Source organism: Psychrobacter sp. AOP22-C1-C5 (assembly GCF_052378885.1).
In the GTDB taxonomy this organism is placed as follows: Bacteria; Pseudomonadota; Gammaproteobacteria; order Pseudomonadales; family Moraxellaceae; genus Psychrobacter.
This window is the reverse complement of the sequence record NZ_JBQSYC010000014.1, coordinates 1-24,289: the sequence shown is the minus strand read 5'-3', so window position 1 is coordinate 24,289 and position 24,289 is coordinate 1. Positions and strand designations below refer to the sequence as shown.

Below are 24,289 nucleotides of genomic sequence, written 5' to 3'. Positions count from 1 at the left end.
TGTTTATATAATTGTGTGTACATAACTGGAAGTTGGTTATAGTGACAATTATAAAATGATAGGAATGTGCCTGATCAAACGGGTAGAAATAATAAGAAACCCTTTAATCAATGTTAAACAGAACGTTCACTATAGCATAAAAAATTTTCAGGCTTGATAATCAATAATTCATCTAATCGGCTAACATCGACGCCGGATTTTGTGTAAGATATCTAGACTGTTTTCGTTTCATTCATCATAGATTATTCTTTAGATAATTTTATAAGACAATTATAGGACAGTTCCCACATGGCGTTATCACTAGAAAAAGACAAAATCCGCTTCTTATTGCTCGAAGGTCTACATGACAATGCCCTAAAAGTATTGGAAGGTGCGGGTTATCATAATATCGAAAATATCAGTCATGCTCTTGATAAAAACGAGCTGATCGAAAAAATCAAAGATGCTCACTTTATTGGTATTCGCTCGCGCACTCAGTTAACGCGTGAAGTGCTTGAGCATGCGCACAAACTTATCGGTATTGGGTGCTTTTGTATCGGGACCAACCAAGTAGATTTGGAAGCGGCTCGTGATCTTGGTATTCCCGTCTTTAATGCGCCATACTCGAACACCCGTTCAGTAGCAGAGCTTGTATTGGCCGAAGCCATCATGCTGTATCGCGGCATTCCTGAAAAAAATGCGACTGTGCATCGTGGTGGCTGGGGCAAGTCTGCAACCAACTCACACGAAGTGCGCGGTAAGACCATTGGGATCGTCGGTTATGGCTCTATCGGCTCACAGCTGTCTGTTTTGGCAGAAAGCTTCGGGATGAAGGTCATTTATCATGATGCCGTGACCAAATTGCCACTTGGCAACGCAGTACAAGTAGGAAGCTTAGAAGAGTTATTATCAACAGCTGACATCGTGACGTTGCATGTGCCTGATGTACCAAGCACGCGTTATATGATGAAAGCGGAGCAGTTCGCCCAAATGAAAGAAGGCAGCTACTTTATCAATGCCGCGCGCGGTACGTGTGTTGACATTGATGATCTTGCTGCTGCACTTGAATCTGGTAGAGTATTGGGCGCGGCGATTGACGTGTTCCCAAAAGAGCCAAAATCTGCTGATGAAGAGTTTGAATCGCCATTGCGTAAGTTTGACAACGTCATTTTAACTCCGCATATCGGTGGCTCAACGCAAGAAGCACAGGCCAACATCGGACTAGAAGTGGCAGATAAGTTCGTCAGATACTCAGATCAAGGTGATACGGCAACTGCTGTCAACTTCCCAGAAGTTTCTGTACCGTTTAAAGAAAACTCGCACCGTCTGCTACATATTCATAAAAACGTACCAGGCGTACTGTCTCAGATCAACCGTCTGTTTGCAGAAGCAGGTATCAACATTTTAGCGCAGAGCTTAATGACAGAAGGCGATGTTGGTTATTTGGTGATGGATGTTGACTACAATGATTCGGATGCTGCACTAGATCAGCTAAAAGACGTAGAAGAAACGATCCGCGTGCGTATTTTGTTCTAAATGGTATTTACATTTAAGACCAATCGTTAGTAAATAAATAGCAGGCTATATTAAGTGCCTGCTATTTTTTTGTCTTAAGAAATGCTTTGAATATGCAGATTGTGCCAATTACTTTATCTCCATACGGCTATAGCACTTACCGTATTAGCTAAGCCGCGCTAATTACTGAGTAAGTACTAATAAAGCAAAAAGGACACCTCAATCAAATATTTGATTGAGGCGTCCTTTTTGCTTTTATCAATTTTAAACTTATTTTGCTTTGGTGTTATTCTCAGCCTCAGCTTGACGACGTGCTTCAATCTTGGCGGCTTTACGCTTTTCGATCACATCCATGACGTCGCTACCAATATGAGCTTCACCGCGCTTTTGTGCCAACTGCATTTGGTGCTCGCGCTCACGGAATCTTGCTTTTTGCTCATCGGTTGCTTTGTCGATACAATGCGGGCATGACTCGCCTTTAATATAGGCAGGGCTTTGCATGTCTTGTTGCGTAATTGGCATACGGCAGGCAAAACACTGCTCATAGCTGCCTTTTTCTAAGTTGTGATTGACCGACACACGATTGTCAAAAACAAAGCAATCGCCTTGCCACATAGAGTCGCTGGCTGGAATTTCTTCAAGATATTTTAAGATACCACCTTCCAAATGATAGACTTCTTCAAACCCTTGCTCACGCATATACGCGGTGGATTTTTCACAGCGGATGCCGCCCGTACAGAACATGGCGACCTTTTTGTGCTTAGTGGGGTCAAGCTCTTTTGCCACGTATTCTGGAAATTCACGGAAGGTTTCAGTATGTGGGTTGACCGCGTTTTCAAACGTCCCGATTTGCACTTCATAATCGTTTCGTGTGTCAATTAGGATAACATCTGGGTCTGAAATTAGCGCATTCCACTCGCTGGGCTTCACGTAACGACCGACCGATTGTAGTGGATCGATGTTTTCTACGCCCATGGTGACGATTTCTTTTTTGAGCTTCACTTTGGTGCGATAAAAAGGCTGGGCGTCGGTATAAGACTCTTTAAAAGTAAAACTACCAATCGCTTCGATACTGCGCAGATACTCAAGGACGTTGTCGATACCTTGGCGTGTGCCAGAAATGGTACCGTTGATGCCTTCGCTAGCAATTAACAAAGTACCTTTGACGTCATTGTCGAGCATCTTATTTAAAATTGGCTCGCGGTACTGTTCAAAGTCAGCAAAGCGCGTGAACTTATAGAGGGCAGCAACGACAATATTATTGGTGACGCTGTCGTAAACAGGGGCTGACTTATTATCAGTCGGGGTGCTATTAGTTTCTTGAGTCGTACTCATGGTTTTCTCCTGCTGGCTGGGTCGCAAACCCAGTGCAATACGTTAAGTGTTTTAAAAGGTTGTTATAGTTAGTTTAGAATAAAATCGATACGTTAATAACCACGTGTAACTGGTATAAATTTTCCTTGCGTGCTGCTAGTGCAGAGGCTGTGAAAAATTCATCCCAGTTACACTGTAACGCTTTTAAAGTAAATCAACTATAACATTGGCGCAATTGTGGAATTGATCAATGCGCGCGTAGTGTAGCAAATTTTGGGCAGGTTTTGAATGGGTTCTAATGAAATGTATGCTAGAAATCGACTAACTTATACGACGTTTAAAAAACAAAAAAGCCCAGTAACATACTGAGCTTTTTTGATATTCACTGCGTAAGAGTTGAGCTTACTTACTCTGGAACCACGTATCTGCTTTGCTACGAGCACTTGCGATATCAGCGCTTGATAAGTTCAATGCCAACTGACCGATTTTCCCACGTGCTTTGTTACGGACTTTTTCGTCTAGCATGCCATCACGGGCAGCCAAGTCGTACCATTTATAAGCGTCAACCAAATTCTTTTGCTTTTCATCTAACAAAGCAAGCGTATAGCTGGCACGGTTATCACCGCGCATCGCCGCTTTTTCTAACCAAATACGCGCTTGTTGCAAGTTCGGTTGTACACCTTCACCGCGTAAGTACATGATTGCAAGGTTCAACTGAGCAGGGGCAACACCTTGGTTGGCTGCTTTGGTGTACCACTGGACGGCTTGCTGAGTATTTTGAGCGATACCTTGGCCTTTTTGTAGGCGTTTGGCCAAATAAAACTGAGCGTGATTGTTACCTTGGGCAGCACTGGCAGATAACTCGCTGACAGGCATTAGCTCAAAACGTGAGGTATCAAGTGGCACATTTGATATTAACTCAGCGTTGGCAAAACCTGCACAAGAAAACAATGCGGTAAACAACGCAGCTTTTAATAATTTCATAGCAGCTCCAAAATCAGGCAGTTAATAAGCAAAAAAAGTTGTACCGCCAAATTATTTTAGGCGGCACTAACAATTAGGTGAAATCTTGCAGTACCAACTTACCTAATTATTAGCAATATAGTTCATAAGAGTAGTATCGCAGTTGACCGTAGCAAAACCGATAAACGGTCATCTTAGGTATGCAGTTGACACTATTTGGCTAGCTTAACATCCATACTTACGAAACTCAAATACTAATTACACGATTTAACGCTTATCCATACGCCATTGTCCTTAATAAAATCATAGAGTTACTAAATGTAAGAATAAAAATATATTTCAGTAAGGTTAATAATTGTACTCATAAAACTTAATTGCATTTATAAGTTCAAATATTTTCTTTGATAAAACGTAAATAAATTCTGGTGTTATTTTGGCTCTCGTTTGGTGACGCGATAAATAGCGACATCTGCCAACAGATTGGGTGCTTGTCTTATCAAGGTTTTCATGAGTGGATTATGACCTTTTTCGGAGTCACTGACCGCAAAGCGATTGATGATATGTATGTCATGCTGGGCGCACAGCTGCTCAAAATCCTTAAACGTACATAGATGAATATTGGGCGTGTTATACCATTCATAAGGTAGCGCTTCTGAGACGGGCATCATTCCCTTTAGTCCCAAATGCAGGCGGTTTTGCCAGTGCGCAAAATTGGGGAAAGTAATGACAGCTTCGCGAGCCACTCGCAGCATATCGAGTAGCAGTACGTCGGGCGATTTCACTGCTTGGAGCGCACGCGCCATGACGACAGTGTCGAAACTGTTATCAGCGAAGCGCGCTAGACCATCATTGAGATCTTGCTCGATGATAGATAAGCCTTTTGCGATGCCATCATTGATTTTTTCTTCATCAATCTCAAGTCCGTAGCCTGTTACGCCGCGGTTCTGTTGCAGATGCGCGAGTAGCTCACCATTACCACAGCCCAAATCCAACACATGTGATTGCGGGGCAATCCAGCGCTCAGCCAATTGATGATCCATTCTCATGAGCGTGCTCCTGTTTTTTGGCGGCTATTGTTTGGCAGATTATCGGTAATAAATGGCGCAGTCAAAAATCCTTTGACGGCACCCATATAACGCGGAATATCAAATAAAAATGAGTCATGACCATGCGGCGCATCGACATTGATATAGTTGACCGGCTTGCCAGTTGCCATCAGTGCATCGACTATCTCCTGTGAGCGCTCGGGTGCAAATCGCCAATCAGTGGTAAATGACACCACTAAGTATTGGCATTGGGTATGAGCAAAGGCGGCTTTGAGCGCTGTTAGCTCTTGCTGACGATTGTGTTCGTTGTCACTCATACTTGCTACATTGTCTTCTAGCTCCTCTTGAGTGGCATTTTTGGCAGCATCAACTGACGTGGCAATTGAGCTCTCAAGTTGCACCGCTGGCTCGATCGCTTCTGTTTCCGAGGCTGGTGGATAGTCACGCGTCGGGTCAAAATAATCCAGTGCTTTGGTCATGAGCAGATACGTATTGGCATCGAAGTTTTCGCTAAAGCGTTCGCCTTGATAGCGCAGGTAGCTCTCAACTTGAAACTCAACATCGTAGCCATACATAAACTTGCCCGATTTTAAATCACGGCCAAATTTGGCCTTCATCGCATCATCAGTCAGATAAGTAATATGACCAACCATCCGCGCTAAGATAAGGCCGCGACGAGGGTACGTGCCTGCTTGTAAGTAGCGTCCATCTTTGAAGTCAGGATCAGAGAGAATGGACTGACGGGCAACTTCATTAAAAGCGATATTTTGCGCCGATAGCTTGGGCGTACTGGCAATGACTATACAGCGTTTAAGCCTGTCTGGATAATCAACCGACCACTGTAACGCTTGCATCCCGCCCATGGAGCCGCCGACAATCGCATGCCAAACATCAATGCCGAGGCGATCAGACAGCATGGCTTGGGTTTTTACCCAGTCTTTAATGGTAACCAAAGGAAAGTCAGGGCCGTAGACAGGGGAGTCGCTGCGATCACTTGCAGTAGCGTTGTCAGAATAGCTATCATCTGAATAATTGTCTGTTATATAAGCTTTATTTGGATTGATCGAGGTTGGGCCTGTTGAACCGAAGCAACTCCCAATGTTGTTAACACAAACCACATAAAATTGAGTGGTATCGATGGCTTTATTAGGGCCAATCATATTGTCCCACCAACCTGCTTTTTTCTCATCGGCGCTATGAAAACCGGCGGCATGATGACTGCCCGATAAGGCATGGCAAATGAGGATGGCATTCGACTTGTCGCTATTGAGCGTACCATATGTTTCGAAGATTAGGTCGAAAGAGGGCAGGGTGCGGTTACACTCTAAAGTTAATGGCTCAGCGAAATGGAGAATTTGGGGCGTGACAATGCCAACTGAGTCAACTGCGTCAGACGAATCGGTTGCATCATTAGTGGAATGGTCACTGGTATTATCAGGGCGTGCGTTCAAAGCTACCTCGCAAGACAATAATCATCAATAAAATAAAAAGGGCAGTCGGTCGACAAACTGCCTTACCGATACTGTTTTAATTAGGGTGTTTCTGATATTGGTTGTACTGTGCTACTTTTAATTCCAATGGGCCTGCCTATTGTATGGTGATGCGCATATGAGTACAACCATCACTCACAGTGTTTCAAGCTTAGTTTTTATTATAGCGGTATGAGTAGAGGTAATGCTCAGCCGCGACTTGGGTATCAAATTGTATAAGGGTGCTTTTGCCATGCTTTATTAATAGATAAAATGCTACACTAATAGGATGTTCATTCAATCACGCCTTAATAATCTTTTCGTGGACAACGTTTGATATTTCTTGCTGTTTTTTCTCTAACCCAAACATAAACCTAAACCTAAACATTAAATAGTGCTGCTATGAAACCTGAATTGCCCCCGCGTATTGCTGTCCTATTAGTTAATCTTGGTACACCTGATGAGCCAACAGCGCCTGCCGTACGTCGTTATCTAAAACAATTTTTGTCAGACCCACGCGTAATCGAAATTCCAAAGTTTTTGTGGGCGATTATCTTAAATCTGTTTGTCTTGCCCAGTCGCCCCAAACGTGTGGCAAAAGCTTATGCCAGTATTTGGGAAGGCGATTCACCGATTCGTAAGATATTAAAAAGCCAAGTTGAAATGCTTGAGCCGCGCTTGGCAAATTCGGCGGTGCCATTTCGTGTTTCCGTACATCCTGCGATGAGCTATGGCAATCCGGGTTTGCCTGATGTGATGGATACCTTGCGCGGTGAAGGGGTGGATCATTTTGTCATCTTGCCATTATTTCCGCAGTACTCTGCTTCTTCAGGTGGGGCTGTATACGATGCGATGACGAAGTGGACGCTCAAACAACGCAATTTGCCAAATTATACGATTGTTAAAGATTACTTTGCACATCCGCTCTATATACAAGCATTGGCAGAGTCGATACGTCGTTTCCAAGCCAAGCATGGTAAACCTGAAAAATTAATGTTTAGCTTTCATGGTATTCCGCAGCCGTATGCAGATAAAGGTGATCCGTACCCGAAGCGTTGTAAATGTACAGCAGCGCAGGTGGCTCACGCTCTTGGTCTTCAAGCGGATGAATGGATCATCAGTTTTCAATCGCGCTTTGGTAAACAAGAATGGGTGAAGCCTTATACTGATGTCGTGTTAGAAGATTGGGGCAAGTCTGGCGTACGCTCAGTGCAAGTGGTTAGCCCAGCGTTTTCAGCCGATTGTTTAGAGACACTAGAAGAGCTGGCAATTGAAAACCGTGATAACTTTTTAAATGCGGGCGGGCAAGAATATCACTATATTCCAGCATTAAACCTCGATGACACGCACATTGATTTACTTGAAGCCTTGAGTGCGCCTCTAGTCAAAGGCTGGGCGGGAACGTTGGACGGTTGGTCATAAGAAAGCCAGTTGCTGGCTCGCCTAAATTAAGCAGCTTAAAATAAAAAATACCGAGCATTATGTTCGGTATTTTTTTGTCGAAACAATTTTTTCTTAAATAGATATAGTGAAATAAAGTTGAGGTTGTCATCATCAATATGTAAAACTGTGATTAATTTTCATTCCATTTACATTTGAGGATTAAGATGTCTATCTCTAACAACTCGTCCCCCAATATCTCTCTGCAGAAGTCCAACGGTCTACCGCCAGATCTACCACCAACTGATGACTATGGTCAACTATTGCCGCAGCTATTGTCCGAGCCTAGAGCGGGACGAGCGAGCTGGGGTGTCAGCTGGATTACCAATGCTTTATCGATTTTTAAAGATAATTTTTTACTTTGGTTAGGGATTGGCGTTGTCTACTTAATCATAGCAATGGTTATGAGCGCTATACCTATCATCAATTTTGTCTTTTCTTTGATCTCTTTTGTCTTTGTTGGTGGAATAATAAAAGGCGCTAATGCGCAAGTCACGGGTAAAGAGCTCAGATTTGACCATCTTTTTTCAGCATTTAGTACACATCTATTGCCATTGATTGTCTTGTTTGTACTTTATATGGTTGCTCTAATCATTGCGTTTATTCCCATCGCAATCGTATTGTTCGCAATCGTTTATAGTACAGGTGACATGGGTAATGTGAATAGCGTGGTGACAGGCGAGCAAATGGGCGGCGGCTCAATAGTTGCCATACTGCTCGTGCTCCTGTTTTCGATGATAGCTTTTTTCTTCTTATTCGTCATGGTATGGTTTGCTCCAGCTTTGATTGTGCTACACAACATTGCACCTACTGAAGCCATGAAAATGAGCGTGAAAGGCTGTTTAAAAAACATCATGCCACTGTTTGTTTTTTCTTTACTATTGCCAATTCTTGCGCTGCTAAGCATATTGTTCACGCTCGGATTGGCAATATTGGTGGTAGTACCCATAGGAATGATCACCTATTACACGAGTTATCGTGACGTTTGGACAGATCAGCCATTGTCAGATGTATAATCAATTATAGGTGGCAAAAACTAGCCGACATCATAGATATTCTATACATCAAAAAAGCCTGCTTAATGAGAGCAGGCTTTTTTATGACCACAAGAATGCTTTAAGTGCCGTGATTATTTTTAAAAGTCATCATCGTTGCTGCGTTCTGCTGCTTCTGCATCCGCGATATCAACAGCATCAGGATAATCATTGTCATCAAGGTTGTCTTGAACCAATACTTCATCAATGCGGGATTCATCGATATTCTGACGATGTACAGGTGTTAACCCTTGAGTCGCATCGCTGCCAACCTGTGAGTTGCTAAATCCTGCACTATTATCAATCACATCGTCGTCATCAATCGTGTGTAACATAGGATTATTTAAATCGACTAATTGGTTGTCCTGATCATCGGAGGCATCGTCATCGCTACGAACATTACCGTCAATATGATCCATCTCTTCTGGTAATGGGATTTTTGAGCTGTCCATAATGGATTCCTTGTTATTATTTGTGGAGATTATTTTTGTGGAGATTGTTGGTTTTGTTTATCAAGGCTAGTGTGACGCGTTATGATTGCTGCTAATAGTGATAAGGTGTCACAGCATGTTCAAAAAATGTAAGATAGCCAAAAAATAAGAAGACCTAATATGGTAACAATTCCTCATTTACTCTGCACATTGTCGTTGATAGGCGGTATCGCAAGTTTAACGGCGTGTGAGCGTTTGCCCTCTGCCTATGATGATGCCACCAGTCGCCATATTGGGTTAAAAAAGCCGCTTACCATTGAAGCCAAATTACCAACAGCCACATCGACGATAGAGTGTAGTACGTTGACACCCAAGCAAACAGTGACCGTGAAAGGCCATAACGTACTAAGCCCAAGTTGTGATTTGACAGGCAAGTCGATACGGTTTGTGTTAGATACGTCTCACAGCTCGCTGGACTGTCAAGGCGCAATGCTTAGCACAGCTGCTGACGATCCGTCAAAGACAAGTGCCATTACGATTAAACCCAAGACCGATCGCGCTATTACCGATATCGCGGTGGCTAATTGCCATGTGGATGGATATGGGCACGCGCTGCACATTCGCCAGTATAGCAATCCTAACCAGCGTTATGCGTGTGGCTTGATTGATCCTGTTGCCAATCGCGCCCTTGCGCCAAGAGACATTCGCGTTGTTAACGTCAGCAGTCGCAATAGCATCAATAGTGGTATGTTCGTCGGCGATCATGTGCATGATGTTATTTTTGATAAAATACATATCCAAAATGCGGGCACAGTTGGACTGTATTTAGAATTCGGTAGTCGTGATAATGTGATTAAAAATTCCGTTTTCGTCGGCAATGGTTTCCGCCCATTTAAGCCAAATCGTGAGGCCATCGCCGTTGATTCCTCAAGCAATAACCGTATTGAAAACAATCATTTTATTCATAATGGTGCAGGTAGTGTGCTTTTATATCGCAACTGTTTTGAGCATGCTAATGATTCGTCGCGGAGCAATCATTTCAAACGTACCGAATCGAGCCGTGACAATATTATCCGCCATAATGTCTTTCAAGAAGAACCCGTTGGGGTTTGGATTGCCTCAAGACAATCGCGCAATCTAAAAGGGTTTGAATGCGGTGCTTATACAATTAAACAGACGCCGTTTGCTAGCTATCATTTAGACAGTGCAAAAGACAATCAAATTATCGATAATCGGTTCGAGCAAGCAGAGCAAGGCATCATTGTAGAAGATGATGGGACGCTTATCAGTGCCAATCGGTTTGCAGCGACGGTAGAATCACCTATTGTGATTGGGTCTGAGATACGCGAAGAAAGCAAAGCAGGCGCGATAAAGGACACGGTGGTCAAAGACAATGTTTTTGTCGACAAAACTGCTGAGCAGGCGATTAAGATTCGAGAGGGAAGTAAAACGGCTACTCAAATTGAGTAGCCAGAATGGAGATTAATAAGATGATAGGTTTATTAAGTGTTGATCGAGGTTAATCAAAAGATTTACTTACCACTAATCTTAGTATTTACCCAGCGTATTAGAGGATCAGGCGTCACTTGCGACAGTGTTTGAAAAACTTTTGCTGGCATGCCCACTGTGTAATGTGTGTTTTTTAGCTTACGGTTAGGACGATTGGTGAGTTTGCCTATGGTCTTTGCCACGTCATTCACAGTCAAATTAATACCCAAGCGATCGATGCTCGTTACTTGAATGTCTGCCGTCATGTCCGACTTAACCCAAAGCGGCATCACATCAATGACCTTGATACCTAATTTTGCGTAATCAATGTTAAGGCCTTCAGTCAGACCACGCACAAAGAATTTACTTGCTGAATACGTCGCAACGTCAAGTTGACCGTAAATTGCAGAAGCGGATGACATGTTAATAATTTTGCCATTCTTACTATCAGCCAAATAAGGGGCAAGCTTATGACAGCCAATCAGAACGCCTTTACAATTGACATCGATTAATGCCAGTTGATCATCTAAATCGGTCGTTGGCAATGCGCCGCTGACCAGTACGCCAGCATTGTTAATTAAGACATCAATACCATCAAAATGATCCGTCATAAGACTGATGGCAGTGTCCCAAGAATCCGGTTGGGTCACATCAAGCTGACCTGTGATGACGCGTTTTTGTTTGAGCGCTTTCTTAAAGGCTTTATCCGTAATCGCCTGCTCAAGTGTTGCGGTATTGGTGGCAAACAGCCCCACATGATGGCCTTTTTCTACTAAGTGTTTGGCGGTGGCAAGACCAATGCCACGCGATGCGCCTGTAATCAAAATATTCATAATAAGTGACTTCATCATTATTTATCAGCAATAAATCGAGGCCATACACAAAGTGCATGATGCCTCGGCCTGACATCTAGTATAACAAATTCGTCTGCTAGTATTTTGCAAGGGCATTGGGTATTGATTTGGATATTAACGCGAAGCCGTTTGGTAGTGCGGCTTGTCTGCATCTGATTGCCTAGCATAATCGCTTAAGTTCAATCGCCATAAATAAACCAATGCAGTCGCGTAGATGAGCGTCTCTGATAGCTCTTCGACGAAGACGCCAATATTTTCAGGAAAGACAATAGCACGTTCGCCCATATACTGTAACACTGCAAATATGGCGACAATCACGTATAAGTACCAAGGGACTCTTTTTATTATTGCCCAAGCATAGCGCCTTGAGTAAACCAGCAAACCAATAATCGTCAAGTAAATCATGGTAAGAACCACATCTTCCCACCAGTAATATGAATGGGTGAGCAAGGTGAAATCACTTGATACCCATAAATCAGGTAGGTAATTCAACTCTCTGCGTATTGCCGCCACGAATGTCAGTATGCTTGCCAGCCAAAAAGTGCGGGCGTATTTAAGCGGACTTTTCATCAAATATTGAACGCAGCGTATCAAACAGACAAACAAAATTATATTACCGGGAATTTCAATCATGCTTTCAGGACTTGTAATAATAAACTCCTAACTTTTCGAACATAAAAAAGTGAGCGCAAAGGCTCACTATAGACTAAGACTTATTCAACCACATGTCGTTTGGTAGAGAGACATTATAGCGCTAACTTCGCGCTTATATTGTTAGTTAATACAACCAATGGGTCATCGGGTGTTTTAGAATATGTCCATCTTTAATAAAGATACCGTTATTAACGCTTCTATTAATAACGGCATGGGTAGCAATTAATGTGCTTCATCCCAGTTTTGACCACTATCGGTCTCAACCAATAATGGCACGGCGAAATCCACATTCCAACCTTTATCTACCGCTGTTGTGGTCAAGACATCTTGCATCGCGTCCGTGATCAATTGACTGACCTCATCCACTTTATCGATATCGACTTCAAACACCAATTCATCGTGCACCTGTAGAAGCATTTTAGCCTGATCTTTTGGTAACACTTTATCGACCGCAATCATGGCAAGCTTGATCAAATCAGCCGCTGAGCCTTGGAGCGGTGCGTTAATCGCAGCACGTTCAGCCCCTTGTTTAACCATACGGTTGCTGTGATTGATGTCAGGCGTGTAGAGCTTACGACCCAATATGGTCTCGACATAGCCGTGCTCATACGCGCTGGCACGCGTGTTGATCATGTAGTTTTTGACGCCGGGATAACGCTCAAAATACATATCGATATAGTCTTGCGCTTCACCGCGGCTCATTTGTAGCTGCTTGGCAAGTCCAAACGCGCTCATACCATAGAGCAGACCAAAGTTAATGGCTTTGGCATTACGGCGCTCGGTTGGCGTAACGTTCTCGACTTCTTTCCCTAATACTTCAGCAGCAGTCGCCGCGTGAATATCTAGCCCTTCATTAAAAGCATGGGTCAGATTTTTATCACCTGAAAAATGCGCCATCAAACGCAGCTCAACTTGCGAGTAATCCGCCGCCAAAATGACGCGACCTTCTGGCGCGATAAAAGCTTGGCGAATCAAGCGACCCGTCGCCGTACGAATCGGAATGTTTTGTAAGTTGGGTTCCGTTGAAGACAAGCGTCCTGTGCTGGTTAATGCCTGATGATAGCTGGTATGGACACGATCGGTGTTGGCATCTGCGACATTATCAAGCGCATCGGTATAAGTGCTCTTTAGCTTAGAGAGTCCGCGATATTCAAGAACGATTTCTACTAATGGATGGTCAATTTTTGACAACACGGCTTCACCCGTTGAGTATTGACCAGACTTGGTCTTTTTACCACCTACGACGCCAAGCTTCTCAAACAACATCTCACCAAGTTGCTTGGGAGAGCCTAAATTAAACTCTTCGCCCGCGACTTCATACGCGCGTTTTTCTAGCGCGATGATCTCTTCATCGAAGCGTTTTGACAGCTCGTTTAAAAACGGGCGCTTAATGAGAATGCCGTGCGCTTCCATTTGGCACAGTATCTCTGCTGTTGGAATCTCTAACTCATGCAATAACTTGGCATTATTGCTGTCGTTCGCCAGCTCTACACTGAACACGTCAAACAATTGATAAGTAATGTCCGCATCTTCACAAGCATAATCGCTTGCGATATCGATGGCGACCTGATCGAAAGTGACTTGTTTTGCACCTTTACCCGCGACGTCTTCATAGCTGATGGTTTGCGTTTGCAAGTAGTGCCGTGCCAAGTCGTCCATGCCGTGACGAGTGATGGCAGCATTAATCACATAGCTGGCAAGCATAGTATCCATTGCCCAGTTGTTAGGGCGCTCATGAAGTGCGCCGATTAGGTCGATACCGTAGTGATGAAGAATGTGAGCATCGTATTTTAGATGCTGACCAATTTTACCGATATTTGGATTTTCTAAAATAGGCTTCAAGCGAGCCAATACTGTGTCGCGGTCAAGTTGCTTGGCGGTTAGTTCATCACCTTCTAAGCTGTGCGTGAGCGGTACATAGTAAGCCTCGTGTGCTTGAACGGCAAATGACAAACCGACGATCTGTGCCTCGCGCCAATGAACGCTGGTGGTCTCGGTATCAATCACGAAATGCGGTACAGATTCCAATAGTTTCACGAGACTGTCAAAAGCTGGCTCATCTAAAACCGTGTGCCATGCTTTATCATGGCTTTTACTGTCTTTGGTGTCTGTGATTTTGGTCGACTGTAAGTATTTCGCCACTTGTGCTTGTGATTCAGCATCGGCTTGGCTATCAGCGACACTTTGTGATCCATTTGCTGGATGATTCGGGTGGTCAAGTGATGCCAGCTCATTTCTAAATTCAAGCTCAGTATATAGCTCGCGTAACTCATCGATATGAGCACATGGATCAGTATTAATTTTTAAATCATTCCAGTCTTGACCGATTTCCAAATCCGTAACGATGGTGGCAAGTTTTGCGTTAAACGGAATGTCATCTGCGTGCTCAATCAAGCCTTTTGCCCCGCGACCTTTGATAAAGCCAATGTGCTTGATCATATTGTCTATAGTGCCATACTCAACAAGCAAGTCTTTTGCGGTTTTTTTACCGATGCCAGGCACACCTTTGATACCATCAGAGGTGTCACCCATTAGGGTTAAGAAGTCGATCATCTGATTTGGGTTGATGCCGAACTTCTCAATAACCGCTTGAGTGTCTGTCACTTTACCCGTAAAGCTGTCTTCCAATATGACGCAGTCGTTGACCAGCTGCATCATGTCTTTATCGCCTGTTGAGATAACCACATGATGGCCTTGTTCAACCGCACGGTAGGCAAGCGTGCCGATAATATCATCAGCTTCCGCCCCTTCAATGCGCAATAGCGGAATACCTAAGGCAGTTACCAAGCGATGAATATAAGGAATTTGCTCCACCAACTCTATGTCGATAGGAGGACGAGCCGCCTTGTAGTCAGCAGACATATGGTGACGAAAAGTGGGTGACTTGGTATCAAAGCAGACCGCCATATGGGTCGGGTGATAGCGACGCATAAGTTTCAATAACGCGTTCAAGGTTCCCCGAATCGCATTGGTGATGAGTCCTTGCGAGTTCTGCATCGTTTTGGGCAAAGCATGATAAGTGCGGAACAAATAATAAGAGCCATCAACCAAGATAAAAGGTGGCTGATCTTTGTCCACGTGACTGGTGTCCATGGTGGCTACATTGGGCATGGTATCAAAGTTCGGTAAAGCTTGAGGGTCAATTGCTTGATGAGAGTTGTGGTCATTGTCAGTCATAAAAGTCACTTATCATCTATTAGATAAAAATATATGCTTATTATAACGGTAAAACCTGTGCTTGCCGAACTGCTTAAAAGTTAAGAGATGTTCTTGTCTCGATCTTTTTTACCAATTCTTAAAACAAAAAAAAGAACCCAGTGCTGACTGGATTCTTTTATACTGAAATAATTATTGGTTTTGAATTATTTTACTTCTGAAGTAACTTCAACGTCGATGTTGCCACGGGTGGCTTTTGAATATGGGCAAACTTGATGCGCTTTTTCGACCAATTGTTGAAATTCATCAGCAGACAATTCTGTGTTTTCGCCAATTACATGGATTTTTGCTGCTAGGTTGTAATCATGACCTTCACCCTGTAGCAAATCTACTGAGATTGAAGTCGTTGAATCAAACTTTGCTTTTTCCATTTGCTTAACTGCACCAAGGGCGCTATCGAAGCAAGCACTGTAACCCATTGCAAAAAGCTGCTCTGGGTTGTTGCCATCTTTACCAGAACCAGGTGGTACCATGTTGATGCTAAGATCATTGTCATTTAGGCTGACTGAACCTGTACGGCCGCCAGTAACAGTGGCTTTAGTAGAATATAATGTTTTCATAACACATCCTTTATTTTAATATTTTGAATTTTTATGTTCGAGCGGTAAGTCTCAATGTGGCATTTAGCATAACAAACCAACCTATTAGCTATATAGGTCAGTCGTAAGTATATACTATAAATTTGTAAGTAATGTGTTCAAAAATGACGTTGATAAATCGCCAAATATGACCAGCTTTTGGTATAAACGCAGAATGTATTAAGGTAAACTAATCTTATAAAAGTGTCTAACCCAATCATCAGAGCAGATGATAAGAAACCCTACCTATCATAAGGACCGTGTTCAATGAATAGACTGATTGTGATACCGAGTATTTTCTCTATATTGGCTTTGTCGCTGGTCGGCTGCGGAGAAGATGATGGGGCTTATGGGTCTGGCGACGGTAGTGGCAGTAGCAAAATGGTTCTAACCAGCTTTGACAAAAGCTTTGACAATCAAGCCAACGACAGTGCGATTGCGCGTATCGATGAGACGTATCGTAAAGGTGAACACGAAATCACCATTAAAAATATTGTCAATAATTATAGCAATCAGAGTTTGAATACTTTGGACAAAATAGTATTGGCGGATAATTTTGAAGGCCAGCTTGAAAACAAAAACATCGAAGTCAATGGTCGCACGGTCAAACGTCCTATCTATGAAAAAAATAGTAATAATAAGTTGAACTACGAAACCACTTATAAAACGCTCAATTTATCGGGACTGCGCGCAAACAGCTATAGCGCTGGCATCAATACGGCAGACAGTCGCGGTATTCTCACAGCTTTGAATAAGTATCCTAAGATTCCAGCCAATGCTGAATTCCCAATAGGCTCTGTCTGTTATATTCCAGTCGTCACAAGCGAGCGCTCATTTTTAGCATTCAACGAAAAAGATAAAACAGGAAATGAGTCACTTGAGAGATGGATTGTAGCGGCCGAAAATCGCTTTACTGACAACAGAGACTATAGAACGTCGCGATTTGGCGCAGGTATTGGTAACAATCAAAAAGTGGCGCAGGTAACGTTTTTTGAGTACATGAATCAGCCAGCTTATCAATACAATGGCGTCGAATACACCAATGGTAGTAGCATTACCAATGCCGTTTATGAAGCCAGTTATGTTGCCAACGGTACTACGAACCCAAATACCAACAGTCTTCGAGGTGTGGTGGATTGTACGATAGTCAATGAGGTAGCAGGGGACTTCTTAGCGGATCAAATCAGACGCTCTTATTGACCTCAAAAAAACCATTAACGCTCTTTATTGAATAGATAGAGAGTGTTTTTTTATGCGCTAATTCTGCACCCTGACGCTAAATCCGCTACAATACATCCATTATTTATTCTATTTATTTAGATTGATTTCTAAATGACACAACCGTTGAAGCCGAAAACTATGAGCGTAGATCCAAAAAAGTTAGACAAAGAAGTGTCCAAACGCCGTACCTTTGCCATTATCTCGCATCCTGACGCGGGTAAGACCACCATGACTGAGAAATTACTACTGTGGGGACAAGCCATTCAGGTAGTAGGCGAAGTCAAAGGACGCAAGACCGATCGTCATGCGACCTCAGATTGGATGAGTATGGAACAAGAGCGTGGTATTTCTATCACTACCTCTGTAATGCAGTTTCCTTATCAGGATCATGTCGTCAACTTACTTGATACTCCCGGTCACGCCGATTTTAGTGAAGATACTTATCGGACATTGACCGCCGTTGACAGTGCGTTGATGATGGTTGATGGCGCAAAGGGCGTTGAAGAACGTACCATCAAGTTGATGGAAGTTTGCCGTATGCGCGATACGCCCATTATCTCATTTGTGAACAAGCTTGACCGTCAGATTCGTGAACCGCTTGAGCTGCTCAGTGAAATCGAAGCGGTGCTGAAAATCAAATGTATTCCTGTGACTTGGCCTATCGGTATGGGACAAGATTTTGTTGGGGTGTATCATTTGACCGAAAACAAGACGTACTTTTATCAAAAAGGCAATGGCGGCAAGATGACGGTCTCTGAAACCCGCGAAGGCTATGATTATCCTGACATTCGTGAGCGTTTAGGTACGCTCATGTTTGACGCCTTTGAAGAGTCGCTTGAGCTTGTGCAAATGGCCCTAGAAGAATTTAGCGTTGAGGCATTTTTGGCAGGCGAGATGACGCCTGTGTTGTTCGGTACGGCATTGGGTAATTTTGGCGTCAATATGGTGCTCGATACGTTAGTGAAGTACGCACCGCCACCAAAAGCCCATCCGACGCAAGAGCGTGAAGTATCAGCAACAGAGACAGATTTCACGGGTTTTGTTTTTAAGATTCAGGCCAATATGGATCCGCGTCACCGTGACCGCATCGCGTTCTTACGTGTTTGTTCAGGTAAGTACGAAAAAGGCATGAAACTCAAGCACGTGCGTTTGGGCAAAGACGTCCGTATTGCGGATGCTTTGACCTTCCTTGCAGGTGATCGCGAAGCGTTAGAAGAAGCTTATCCGGGTGATATCATCGGTCTACATAACCATGGTACCATCTCTATCGGTGACAGTTTCACCGAAGGTGAAGAGCTAAACTTTACAGGTATTCCGCATTTTGCGCCTGAATTGTTCCGCCGCGTAGTACTTAAAGACCCGCTCAAATCCAAAGCGCTCCAAAAAGGTCTGCAGCAATTGAGTGAAGAGGGTGCAACGCAAGTATTCATGCCGCAGATTAATAACGATTTAATCTTGGGTGCCGTGGGTGTACTACAGTTTGAAGTGGTCGCGCATCGCCTTAAAGAAGAATACAAAGTGCAGTGTGTGTTTGAGCCAGTATCTATAGCCACCGTACGCTGGATTCACTGTGATGATGAAGTGGCTTTGACCAAATTTAAACGCAAAGCGCATGACCAGTTGTCATTAGATGGGGGCGGTTACTTAACGTACCTTGCACCATCGCGGGTCAATCTGCAACTCATGCAAGACCGTTATCCAGAAATCACTTTTAGTAATACGCGTGAGCATTAATACCAGATATTTTTTTATTGCTTATTCTAAAGACACGTTCGCCGTGTCTTTTTTATTGGCTACAATTTATGCCTTATATAAGACGAAATGCATATATGGCAAGCAGTAAGGCTTCAAAAAATCCAACAGTGTTCCTACAATACGTTGTAATTGTTACGTTAGAATGTTAAGTAACATTTTAGATTTATAAACTAAATTTATTATAGAGGTCATATGAACGCTGTGAATTACTCTGGCAAAAACTCATCTGTACTGCATTCACATTCATTGATGAGGGCAAGTCGTACTCGCCTAATGGGAGTATTGGTAAGTGGCATAATTGTCAGTGCAATCAGTATGTCTGCAAATGCAAGCAGTGTCATTAGCAGCACTACTTATCTCGAATATCAGTTGCCCAAAAACATACAAAAAGTCTGTACTGAGCGCGAAAACTGTCCAAAGATTGAGGTTGAGTATCTTAAAACCAATCATGATTGGATAAATAATATTACCAATACCCGCATTAATAATGTAGTCGTGAATAGCAAGCCAGCCGAGTCTGTGCCTACCAAAACAAAAAATACGGCAGCAGACGTCAAATCTGCTATTGACGGTTTTATTAATTCACAATTCGTCGATCAACCAGAAGACAGACAGTGGCCATACGAGCTGACAGTAAGACCCAACTATTTAGGTCATGTCAATGATTTTGAATTGTTTGAAATCGAGTCCTATTCCTATACAGGTGGCGCTCATGGTATGTCTTACAACGAGTATTTGATATTTGATCTCACTGCTAAGACGCAAGTAAAACTCGATGATATGCTAATAGCGGGACAAGAGCCTCGCTTTAAAGCGCTTGCTCATGATGCCTATAAAACGTGGGTCAAAACGTTTGATAATGATGTCAGCAGCTATGAAAAAAACTGGCCTTTCACGTTGAGTGACAATGTGACGTTGACGGATAAAGGCATTGATATTCTGTACCAACCTTATGCTATTGGTCCTTATGCAGCTGGAATGCCAGTGCTGAGTATTCCATATGCTAAGTTGAATAAAGTCTTAAAGCCGCGCTTCATACCTAAGTAATTTGATAATTAAATAGTTTGATACCTAAATATCTTAGATAATTATTTTGTAGATATTAGGGCTCAACTTAAAATAACGGTAGAACCTTTTGAGAAACTGGCAATAGTTATGGAAAACCATTTAAATTTAACGAAAAATAAGGAGTGATAAGATGACGAACCCTACAGACAGTGGGAATACAGCAGTAGAGACAGAAACATGGGAACTTAAGGCTTTAACGGAAGCGCTTGGCGATTTGACTGTGACAATCAGTGAAAGCTTGTCTATTGGACGCGGTAGTGACAATGATGTCGTGCTCGGCAGCAAAGAAGTATCGCGCAATCACGCAGTGCTAAGCATATTAGGTGGTCAGTTGTATGTAAAAGACTTAGATTCGTCTAATGGTACGTTTATTAATAATGAACGCATCGAAGGCAACAAGTCGAGTCTGTTACAAGTGGATGATACGATCGGTTTTGCAAGCTTTAACTTTCAAGTAAATACTGCGATTGCTGACACAAAGTCTGAAACGTTAGCCCCAGTGATGACAGAAGATTCAACCACTAGTATGGATACCCATACTGAGGAGATGGTAGTTACTGAGCCTCTCGTCGAAGAGCCAACCATCAAGGAGCCCATTGTGAAAAAAACAGATATCGAAGAAATACTACCGACTAAAGCACCTGCATCGAGTGAAACAGTAGCGAATCCTATAGTAGAGACGCCAACACCATCGACAGCAGCGAAACATGAGTCTGTAACAGCCACGGAGGCGCCACCAATGGCATCCACTAATAATGAGCCAGTTGTAGAGCCACCTATGCATGAAGAGCCAGCCGTACGCGAAGAGCCACCTGTACGTAAGGAACCAGTGGTTCAGCCAGAACATGACAAAACCACAACCACAGAACTGCAAGAAGAAGCAGATCCGGATGTCTTACGTGCAAAGCAGGCGGCTACCGCACAGTTTTCGGGGACTGCCAATTTGGGTCAAGGTCGTGACCTTGGTACCGAAGGCAACAACGCGATGGATCAAGCCATTGACAATCCGGCCACGGCAGGACGTTCTGAGAAAAAACCGAGTGGCAGCTGGTTTATCTGGGTATTTATTGCTCTGATAATCATCGGTGTGGCGCTATGGTTATTTAACATGGGTGGAAATGGCCCTGCATAATTAAATATCGCTTATATCTAATGCTGCTGTGCTTAAAGAACACCAAAGAATGCAAGCGAGTCTAAAACGGTAACTGGGCAGTCGGTTTCAACCACGATAACGTTGGCAGGCTTTGGTATACTGGCCGGCACATCGCCAGACACTGTGATTTTTTACAATATACCGTTTCTTATAGCGTCAACATTCAAAAGAGTGTTGACGCTATATTTTGTTTGTCATTTGACTAAGGCGTGTCCTCAATTCAAGCGATAGTCATCTAAATGAACTAAAAATGGCTAAATTTTGCCAAACCGCCTCAAATAGCTGGTTAATATCTCGATATTATCTGCGCTATTTTCCTTGTTTGACGGCGATTTATCTCATTTTTATTACCATTTTTAAAATGAGAACACGCCTTATTGTTTTGACTTTTCTTATCTTTTGTCAATATGTTGCTAAGAGAGCGTTACTATGATGACCTTTAAAGAGTATCAAGCATTCAAAGACCGAGGCTTTAGTCATGCGCCGCTGGTGAAGAAGCGTTTGATGGACGCCCAAACACCAGTGTCAGTTTTTTCTAAAGTACGTGATTTAAATGGTTCTGCGTATTTGTTTGAATCTGTCGTTGGCGGTGAGCGCTGGGCACGATATTCGATGATTGGTCTGGGCAGTGAGCTGATTTTGCAGTACGCAGATGGCAATATGACCACCAAAAAAAATGATCATATCGATGTAGAGCCAGTCGCTGATCCTTTTGATTATATTCGTAAACTTATGGCACAGTATCAGATGCCAACGTCGAAAGACATTGCGCCGTTACCGAGTTTTAGTGGCGGGTTAGTTGGTTACTTTGGTTATGACATGGTGCGCGTCATTGAGCCGACGGTGGGTTTGTCTGATGCCCCCAATCCCATGACGATGCCAGATATGTGGCTCATGCTTTCGATGAGTGTGATTGTCTTTGACACGCTAGAAAACACCTTGTCCATTATTGTCTATGCCGATTGTCAGACTGAAGATGGGTACGGCACGGCCATTCGTGAGCTGGAAAAAATTGAAGACAAGTTGGCAGAAATGCCGAATTTGAGCGCACCCATCATGCCGACACCGACATTTACCTCACATACAGGCGCTGACAAATACCGTAGCGATGTCAACAAAATAAAAGACTACATCTTAGCGGGTGATGTCATGCAAGTGGTTCCAGCGCAGCGTTTAACGGCTGACTATCTGGGCGATTCACTGGCCGTTTATCGGGCCCTGCGATTTTTAAATCCATCCCCCTATCTGTTTTTAGTACATGGCTACACTTTGGACGATCATAAGCGCTTTGACATCATTGGTGCATCGCCTGAGATATTATCGCGTATCGAAGACGGCAAAGTAACCGTGCGACCGCTAGCGGGCACGCGCAAACGTGGTCGAGATGAAGCGGAGGACCTAGCACTTGAGCAAGAACTGCTCAGTGATGAAAAGGAGATTGCTGAACATCTGATGCTCATCGATTTGGGTCGTAATGATATTGGCCGTGTTTGTGAATATGGCAGCGTCAAAGTCACCGAAAAGATGTTTATAGAGCGCTACTCACAAGTGATGCACATTGCTTCTAACGTGGAAGGCACGATATCGCCTGACAAAGATGCCTTAGATGTGTTTTGTGCGACTTTTCCAGCAGGAACACTATCAGGTGCGCCCAAAATCCGCGCTATGCAAATCATTGACGAGATAGAACCAGTCCGCAGGACGGTGTTTGGTGGCTCAGTAGGGTATCTTGGCTGGCATGGCAATATGGATACTGCCATTGCGATTCGTACTGCAGTAATGCGCCGTGGTCAAATTCATATCCAAGCCGGTGCTGGCGTCGTCGCTGATTCTGTACCGGAAGCAGAGTGGGATGAAACCAACAAAAAAGCGCTGGCACTGGTAAAAGCAGTAAAAATGGCTTGCAATGGTTTACGTATTCGTTAGAAGTTTTTTAAAGAAAGGTGCCAATACTTGCAAGTATAATAAAAAGGGGTATTTTTATATATATAAAATCCCCACGTAATCAATTACTTAAAAACTATTATTAAAATAATCATAAAAAAGATGAAAAAGAGCTTGCGTCTCTCAAAATATTTGATAGAATAGCCACCACTTTAAGAGAACAAGCCGACTTAGCTCAGTTGGTAGAGCAACTGACTTGTAATCAGTAGGTCGCCAGTTCGATCCCGGCAGTCGGCACCATCTCTCTTAAAGTAGCTTTTTATGAATTTGTCTTAAATGAAAGTCATTTTTGTTCAAAGCAACCTAAGGTGGGGTTGGGGAGCGGTCAAACCCAACAGACTGTAAATCTGTCGCGAAAGCTTCGAAGGTTCGAATCCTTCCCCCACCACCATATTTTCTAAAGTTTGTCATAGCGCCAAGCATGCTCTATATACATAACGGCTCTCGATTAGAGTCCTATTAAATAAGAGTATTTGCGGGTGTGGTATAATGGTAACACCTTAGCCTTCCAAGCTAATGACGCGGGTTCGATTCCCGCCACCCGCTCCATATATGCACCATCGCAAAAATTATCAATAATTCATCACGACAGTCAATTTATCAGTACTGTATCGTGATATTTTTTTTAGTGCAACCTGTTGGTTGGCTAGAATACGCTCATATAGCTCAGCGGTAGAGCACTCCCTTGGTAAGGGAGAGGTCTCGAGTTCAATTCTCGATATGAGCTCCATTTATTGTTTGAGTCTTTTGTGTTTGCTTCGCTATTGTTATTTAGCTTGGCGTTGATATTGAAACCATAAAATATTGAAAATTATAAATACAGTGTGGCAAGTAACGATTCAAAGGTGACACTGAGGTGTTGCCTTTTAGTGCTGTCAGTTTATTAATAAACAGTAAACCTGTTTGTAAGGCAGCTTTATTAATAGGTTATAGTAATATAAAGTATGACCACTGCTACCACTTATAATACCTTACAATGTTCAATACATTGAAAAGCACGTATAATGTCTATATCTAGATGCGTAGCACAAAAATGTAGATAGACAATAGCAAAGCAACAAAACAGTTTTGATAGATAAGCCATAGCGTCAACGGTTTGATGGTTTTGTAATTAACAAAGATTATCAAACAGCTATTCACCGATCTTTGATTGATAAAGATTCACTA

At 43.1% G+C, this 24,289-nt stretch carries 18 protein-coding genes and 4 tRNA genes; 13 read left to right on the top strand and 9 right to left on the bottom strand.

The features are described from left to right. Positions 1–288 precede the first annotated feature (288 nt). On the top strand, positions 289–1,515 hold the full coding sequence (gene serA, locus ACT3TH_RS13135; protein ID WP_444756262.1) for a phosphoglycerate dehydrogenase: 1,227 nt from the start codon (positions 289–291) through the stop codon (positions 1,513–1,515). 249 nt (positions 1,516–1,764) lie between these two features. Here the strand turns inward: serA and trhO are convergent, their stop codons facing one another. The 4 genes from trhO to metX form a co-directional block, all read right to left on the bottom strand. After that, a complete protein-coding gene (trhO, locus tag ACT3TH_RS13130; RefSeq protein ID WP_444756261.1) occupies positions 1,765–2,829 on the bottom strand; it encodes an oxygen-dependent tRNA uridine(34) hydroxylase TrhO in 1,065 nt (354 codons plus the stop codon). A 381-nt stretch (positions 2,830–3,210) separates the two neighbouring features. Beyond that, the gene (locus tag ACT3TH_RS13125; RefSeq protein ID WP_444756260.1) at positions 3,211–3,792 is read right to left on the bottom strand and encodes a tetratricopeptide repeat protein; all 582 of its coding nucleotides are present in this window, start codon (positions 3,790–3,792) and stop codon (positions 3,211–3,213) included. A 407-nt stretch (positions 3,793–4,199) separates the two neighbouring features. Then, positions 4,200–4,817 carry a methionine biosynthesis protein MetW gene (gene metW / locus ACT3TH_RS13120; protein WP_444756259.1) on the bottom strand — a complete coding sequence of 206 codons (618 nt, stop codon included), beginning with the start codon at positions 4,815–4,817 and terminating at the stop codon, positions 4,200–4,202. Continuing rightward, positions 4,814–6,187: a homoserine O-acetyltransferase MetX gene (metX, locus tag ACT3TH_RS13115; protein ID WP_444756276.1), complete on the bottom strand. Its 1,374-nt coding sequence runs from the start codon at positions 6,185–6,187 to the stop codon at positions 4,814–4,816. Before metX ends, metW begins: the two co-directional genes overlap by 4 nt. A gap of 501 nt (positions 6,188–6,688) precedes the next feature. Here metX and hemH point away from each other — a divergent pair. Further along, a complete protein-coding gene (gene hemH / locus ACT3TH_RS13110) occupies positions 6,689–7,708 on the top strand; it encodes a ferrochelatase (protein WP_444756258.1) in 1,020 nt (339 codons plus the stop codon). A gap of 185 nt (positions 7,709–7,893) precedes the next feature. Then, positions 7,894–8,742 (top strand): BPSS1780 family membrane protein, encoded by an 849-nt coding sequence (locus ACT3TH_RS13105; RefSeq protein ID WP_444756257.1) that lies wholly within the window; start codon positions 7,894–7,896, stop codon positions 8,740–8,742. A 119-nt stretch (positions 8,743–8,861) separates the two neighbouring features. Here ACT3TH_RS13105 and ACT3TH_RS13100 read toward each other — a convergent pair whose 3' ends face one another. After that, complete coding sequence (locus ACT3TH_RS13100) at positions 8,862–9,212, bottom strand: hypothetical protein (RefSeq protein ID WP_444756256.1); 351 nt, start codon at positions 9,210–9,212, stop codon at positions 8,862–8,864. A gap of 159 nt (positions 9,213–9,371) precedes the next feature. Between ACT3TH_RS13100 and ACT3TH_RS13095 the strand changes: the two genes are divergently transcribed. Further along, positions 9,372–10,661, top strand: a complete 1,290-nt coding sequence (locus ACT3TH_RS13095; protein WP_444756255.1) for a NosD domain-containing protein — start codon at positions 9,372–9,374, stop codon at positions 10,659–10,661. A 62-nt stretch (positions 10,662–10,723) separates the two neighbouring features. Here the strand turns inward: ACT3TH_RS13095 and ACT3TH_RS13090 are convergent, their stop codons facing one another. The 4 genes from ACT3TH_RS13090 to ACT3TH_RS13075 all read right to left on the bottom strand — a co-directional run bounded on the left by ACT3TH_RS13090 (position 10,724) and on the right by ACT3TH_RS13075 (position 15,963). Further along, a complete protein-coding gene (locus ACT3TH_RS13090; RefSeq protein ID WP_444756254.1) occupies positions 10,724–11,512 on the bottom strand; it encodes an SDR family NAD(P)-dependent oxidoreductase in 789 nt (262 codons plus the stop codon). 135 nt (positions 11,513–11,647) lie between these two features. Then, positions 11,648–12,166: a hypothetical protein gene (locus ACT3TH_RS13085; protein WP_444756253.1), complete on the bottom strand. Its 519-nt coding sequence runs from the start codon at positions 12,164–12,166 to the stop codon at positions 11,648–11,650. Positions 12,167–12,409: 243 nt separating this feature from the next. Next, positions 12,410–15,364: a DNA polymerase I gene (polA, locus tag ACT3TH_RS13080; protein ID WP_444756252.1), complete on the bottom strand. Its 2,955-nt coding sequence runs from the start codon at positions 15,362–15,364 to the stop codon at positions 12,410–12,412. A gap of 185 nt (positions 15,365–15,549) precedes the next feature. Next, positions 15,550–15,963, bottom strand: a complete 414-nt coding sequence (locus ACT3TH_RS13075) for an organic hydroperoxide resistance protein (RefSeq protein WP_444756251.1) — start codon at positions 15,961–15,963, stop codon at positions 15,550–15,552. Positions 15,964–16,248: 285 nt separating this feature from the next. Here ACT3TH_RS13075 and ACT3TH_RS13070 point away from each other — a divergent pair, with 285 nt between their 5' ends. The 9 genes from ACT3TH_RS13070 to ACT3TH_RS13030 all read left to right on the top strand — a co-directional run bounded on the left by ACT3TH_RS13070 (position 16,249) and on the right by ACT3TH_RS13030 (position 23,852). Further along, positions 16,249–17,181: a hypothetical protein gene (locus tag ACT3TH_RS13070; protein WP_444756250.1), complete on the top strand. Its 933-nt coding sequence runs from the start codon at positions 16,249–16,251 to the stop codon at positions 17,179–17,181. Positions 17,182–17,340: 159 nt separating this feature from the next. After that, positions 17,341–18,936 (top strand): peptide chain release factor 3, encoded by a 1,596-nt coding sequence (locus ACT3TH_RS13065; protein ID WP_444756249.1) that lies wholly within the window; start codon positions 17,341–17,343, stop codon positions 18,934–18,936. Between the two features lie 213 nt (positions 18,937–19,149). Then, positions 19,150–20,004, top strand: a complete 855-nt coding sequence (locus ACT3TH_RS13060) for a DUF3298 domain-containing protein (protein ID WP_444756248.1) — start codon at positions 19,150–19,152, stop codon at positions 20,002–20,004. A 151-nt stretch (positions 20,005–20,155) separates the two neighbouring features. Beyond that, positions 20,156–21,157: an FHA domain-containing protein gene (locus ACT3TH_RS13055; RefSeq protein WP_444756247.1), complete on the top strand. Its 1,002-nt coding sequence runs from the start codon at positions 20,156–20,158 to the stop codon at positions 21,155–21,157. A gap of 450 nt (positions 21,158–21,607) precedes the next feature. Further along, the gene (locus tag ACT3TH_RS13050; protein WP_444756246.1) at positions 21,608–23,104 is read left to right on the top strand and encodes an anthranilate synthase component I family protein; all 1,497 of its coding nucleotides are present in this window, start codon (positions 21,608–21,610) and stop codon (positions 23,102–23,104) included. 182 nt (positions 23,105–23,286) lie between these two features. Continuing rightward, positions 23,287–23,362: transfer RNA gene (locus tag ACT3TH_RS13045), tRNA-Thr, on the top strand. 67 nt (positions 23,363–23,429) lie between these two features. Continuing rightward, positions 23,430–23,513, top strand: a tRNA-Tyr gene (locus ACT3TH_RS13040). A gap of 84 nt (positions 23,514–23,597) precedes the next feature. Then, positions 23,598–23,671 (top strand) — tRNA-Gly (locus ACT3TH_RS13035). Between the two features lie 106 nt (positions 23,672–23,777). After that, positions 23,778–23,852, top strand: a tRNA-Thr gene (locus ACT3TH_RS13030). The last annotated feature ends 437 nt before the right edge of the window (positions 23,853–24,289 follow it).

Excerpts from the sequence above, each read along its gene's own strand:
- ACT3TH_RS13095 (WP_444756255.1), top strand. The coding sequence starts at position 9,372 with ATGGTAACAATTCCTCATTTACTCTGCACATTGTCGTTGATAGGCGGT.
- ACT3TH_RS13060 (WP_444756248.1), top strand. The coding sequence starts at position 19,150 with ATGAACGCTGTGAATTACTCTGGCAAAAACTCATCTGTACTGCATTCA.
- trhO (WP_444756261.1), bottom strand. The coding sequence starts at position 2,829 with ATGAGTACGACTCAAGAAACTAATAGCACCCCGACTGATAATAAGTCA.
- hemH (WP_444756258.1), top strand. The coding sequence starts at position 6,689 with ATGAAACCTGAATTGCCCCCGCGTATTGCTGTCCTATTAGTTAATCTT.
- ACT3TH_RS13090 (WP_444756254.1), bottom strand. The coding sequence starts at position 11,512 with ATGAATATTTTGATTACAGGCGCATCGCGTGGCATTGGTCTTGCCACC.
- ACT3TH_RS13105 (WP_444756257.1), top strand. The coding sequence starts at position 7,894 with ATGTCTATCTCTAACAACTCGTCCCCCAATATCTCTCTGCAGAAGTCC.
- ACT3TH_RS13065 (WP_444756249.1), top strand. The coding sequence starts at position 17,341 with ATGAGCGTAGATCCAAAAAAGTTAGACAAAGAAGTGTCCAAACGCCGT.
- polA (WP_444756252.1), bottom strand. The coding sequence starts at position 15,364 with ATGACTGACAATGACCACAACTCTCATCAAGCAATTGACCCTCAAGCT.
- ACT3TH_RS13055 (WP_444756247.1), top strand. The coding sequence starts at position 20,156 with ATGACGAACCCTACAGACAGTGGGAATACAGCAGTAGAGACAGAAACA.
- serA (WP_444756262.1), top strand. The coding sequence starts at position 289 with ATGGCGTTATCACTAGAAAAAGACAAAATCCGCTTCTTATTGCTCGAA.
- ACT3TH_RS13050 (WP_444756246.1), top strand. The coding sequence starts at position 21,608 with ATGATGACCTTTAAAGAGTATCAAGCATTCAAAGACCGAGGCTTTAGT.
- ACT3TH_RS13125 (WP_444756260.1), bottom strand. The coding sequence starts at position 3,792 with ATGAAATTATTAAAAGCTGCGTTGTTTACCGCATTGTTTTCTTGTGCA.
- ACT3TH_RS13100 (WP_444756256.1), bottom strand. The coding sequence starts at position 9,212 with ATGGACAGCTCAAAAATCCCATTACCAGAAGAGATGGATCATATTGAC.
- metW (WP_444756259.1), bottom strand. The coding sequence starts at position 4,817 with ATGAGAATGGATCATCAATTGGCTGAGCGCTGGATTGCCCCGCAATCA.
- ACT3TH_RS13070 (WP_444756250.1), top strand. The coding sequence starts at position 16,249 with ATGAATAGACTGATTGTGATACCGAGTATTTTCTCTATATTGGCTTTG.
- ACT3TH_RS13085 (WP_444756253.1), bottom strand. The coding sequence starts at position 12,166 with ATGATTGAAATTCCCGGTAATATAATTTTGTTTGTCTGTTTGATACGC.
- ACT3TH_RS13075 (WP_444756251.1), bottom strand. The coding sequence starts at position 15,963 with ATGAAAACATTATATTCTACTAAAGCCACTGTTACTGGCGGCCGTACA.